The organism is Streptomyces sp. 8L (genome assembly GCF_020176795.1).
Lineage (GTDB): Bacteria > Actinomycetota > Actinomycetes > Streptomycetales > Streptomycetaceae > Streptomyces.
This window is the reverse complement of record NZ_JAIUKE010000824.1, coordinates 1-1,867: the sequence shown is the minus strand read 5'-3', so window position 1 is coordinate 1,867 and position 1,867 is coordinate 1. Positions and strand designations below refer to the sequence as shown.

General features: G+C 70.8%; 2 protein-coding genes. Both read left to right on the top strand.

The genetic code is table 11. The annotated features are described in order from the left end of the window. Positions 1-111 precede the first annotated feature (111 nt). Complete coding sequence (locus tag LCE31_RS39145) at positions 112-768, top strand: hypothetical protein (RefSeq protein ID WP_225023015.1); 657 nt, start codon at positions 112-114, stop codon at positions 766-768. A gap of 227 nt (positions 769-995) precedes the next feature. Beyond that, positions 996-1,607, top strand: coding sequence for a dihydrofolate reductase family protein (locus LCE31_RS39140; RefSeq protein ID WP_225023013.1), 612 nt, complete (start codon positions 996-998; stop codon positions 1,605-1,607). Positions 1,608-1,867 lie beyond the last annotated feature (260 nt).

The following is a 1,867-nucleotide window of genomic DNA, read 5'->3' as shown; positions in this document are numbered from 1 at the left end:
TCGTCCGTGGGTGGCCTCCTTCGCCGGTTCTGCCGGTCGAGGGAGGGCGGGCAGGGCCGGTCAGCGGCGGGCGGGCGTGAAGTCCGCCTCCGGCGGCGGTACGGTCCTGCCATGTCCCGATCAGCCAGGAATGACCTCCACCAGCCTCCCGTCACCGCGGACGACCTCGACCGTGCCGTGTGCCTCGCGGTGACGGCCCTGCGCGAAGCGCCGCCGGCCGCGTGGGAGGGGAAAGCCGGTTCGCTGGAGTGGGACTGCTGGGAGACCGTCGAGCACCTGAGTGACGACCTCTTCGCGTACGCCGCGCAACTCGGCCCCAGAACACCCCCCTTGGACCGCGAAGTGCCGTTCGTGTGGAAGAGCCGGCGGCCCGGAGGTCCGGCGAACACGATCTACGCGAACCGCGCGGCCGGGCCCGCCGGGCTGTTGCAGGTCCTGGAGGCGAGTGGTGCGCTGCTGGTCGCTATGGTGCGCACGAGCTCTCCGCGGACACGCGCCCACCATGTGTTCGGCGTCTCGGACCCCGAGGGCTTCGCCGCGATGGGGATCGTGGAGACCCTGGTACACACGCATGATCTGGCACAGGGGCTCGGACTCGGCTGGAGCCCGCCCGCCGATCTGTGTGCGCGGGTGCTCGCCCGGCTGTTTCCGGACGCGCCCACGTCCACGGCTCCCTGGCCCACCCTGCTGTGGGCCACAGGGCGGGCCGAGTTGGAGGGGCGCCCGCGACTGACCGCATGGCGGTGGGACGGCAGACCTCGCGCCTAGGCGTTGCGCCCAAGGACGGGGGCTCGGCGGGACCCGGCTGCCCGGACGCTCATTCCCCGGTAGCGTCGCACGCGCCTCGGAGGGGTGCGGCACGGGAGGCCTCAGGACGCGGCGTCGGCAACGGTTTCCCGATGCAGCGATGAGTTCCGCCGTCTCTGCCAGTCTGTGTGCCGTGGGGTCCGACGGCCCCGCGACAACCCGTAACCGCTGCTTTCAGAGAGAAACTGATGACCGACACCACCTGCCATATGTCGATCTCGCTCGACGGCTTCGTCGCAGGACCCGAGCAGAGCCGAGCCCATCCGCTGGGCAAGCGCGGCCAAGAGCTGCACGGTTGGCACATCGGCGACCCGCGTGCGACCGAAGCCGACGCGACGGCCAACAGCTGGCTGATGCGCCCGCGTGGCGCCTACGTCATGGGCCGAAACATGTTCGGGCCCGTCCGAGGCGAGTGGAATGAGACGTGGGACGGATGGTGGGGCTCGGAGCCCCCTTACCACGCGCCGGTCTTCGTGCTCACTCACTACGCCCACGAACCGATCGGGATGGAGGGAGGGACCACCTTCCACTTCGTCACCGAAGGCTTCGACGCCGCTTACGCGCAGGCGCTCGAAGCCGCCGACGGCAAGGGTGTGGACATCGCGGGCGGCGCTTCGACGGTTCGACAGGCACTCAACGCCGACGTGATCGACGAACTCACCCTCGACATCGCACCCGTCCTGCTCGGCAGCGGCGAGCGCCTGTTCGACGGCGTCGAGACCTTCGCATTCGATCCCGTCGAGGTGCTCCACTCGCCGCTGACCACGCATGTCCGCTACCGCAAACGCGACGCGGGCTGAGCGGCAACCGGGCCTCCGCTCGCCTCGACTGCCGCTCGCACGACGAATCGTCAGCTTCCTGAGCAGCCGGGGACGGCGGCCCGCACTGCCGCTGTCGTAACGTCCCGGCCGGCGTATCGCGCCGAGAGTGGACCGTCTCGTCGTCCATGAGTCTGCCTGACGGGCCCCCGCCGGGCCTGGTTGCCGGGCGCCAGTGCTGGGCTCCATTGACGGGCCACGCTGCCGGGCCCCGCTGAAGAGCGGGAGCCCGCCAGCGGGGC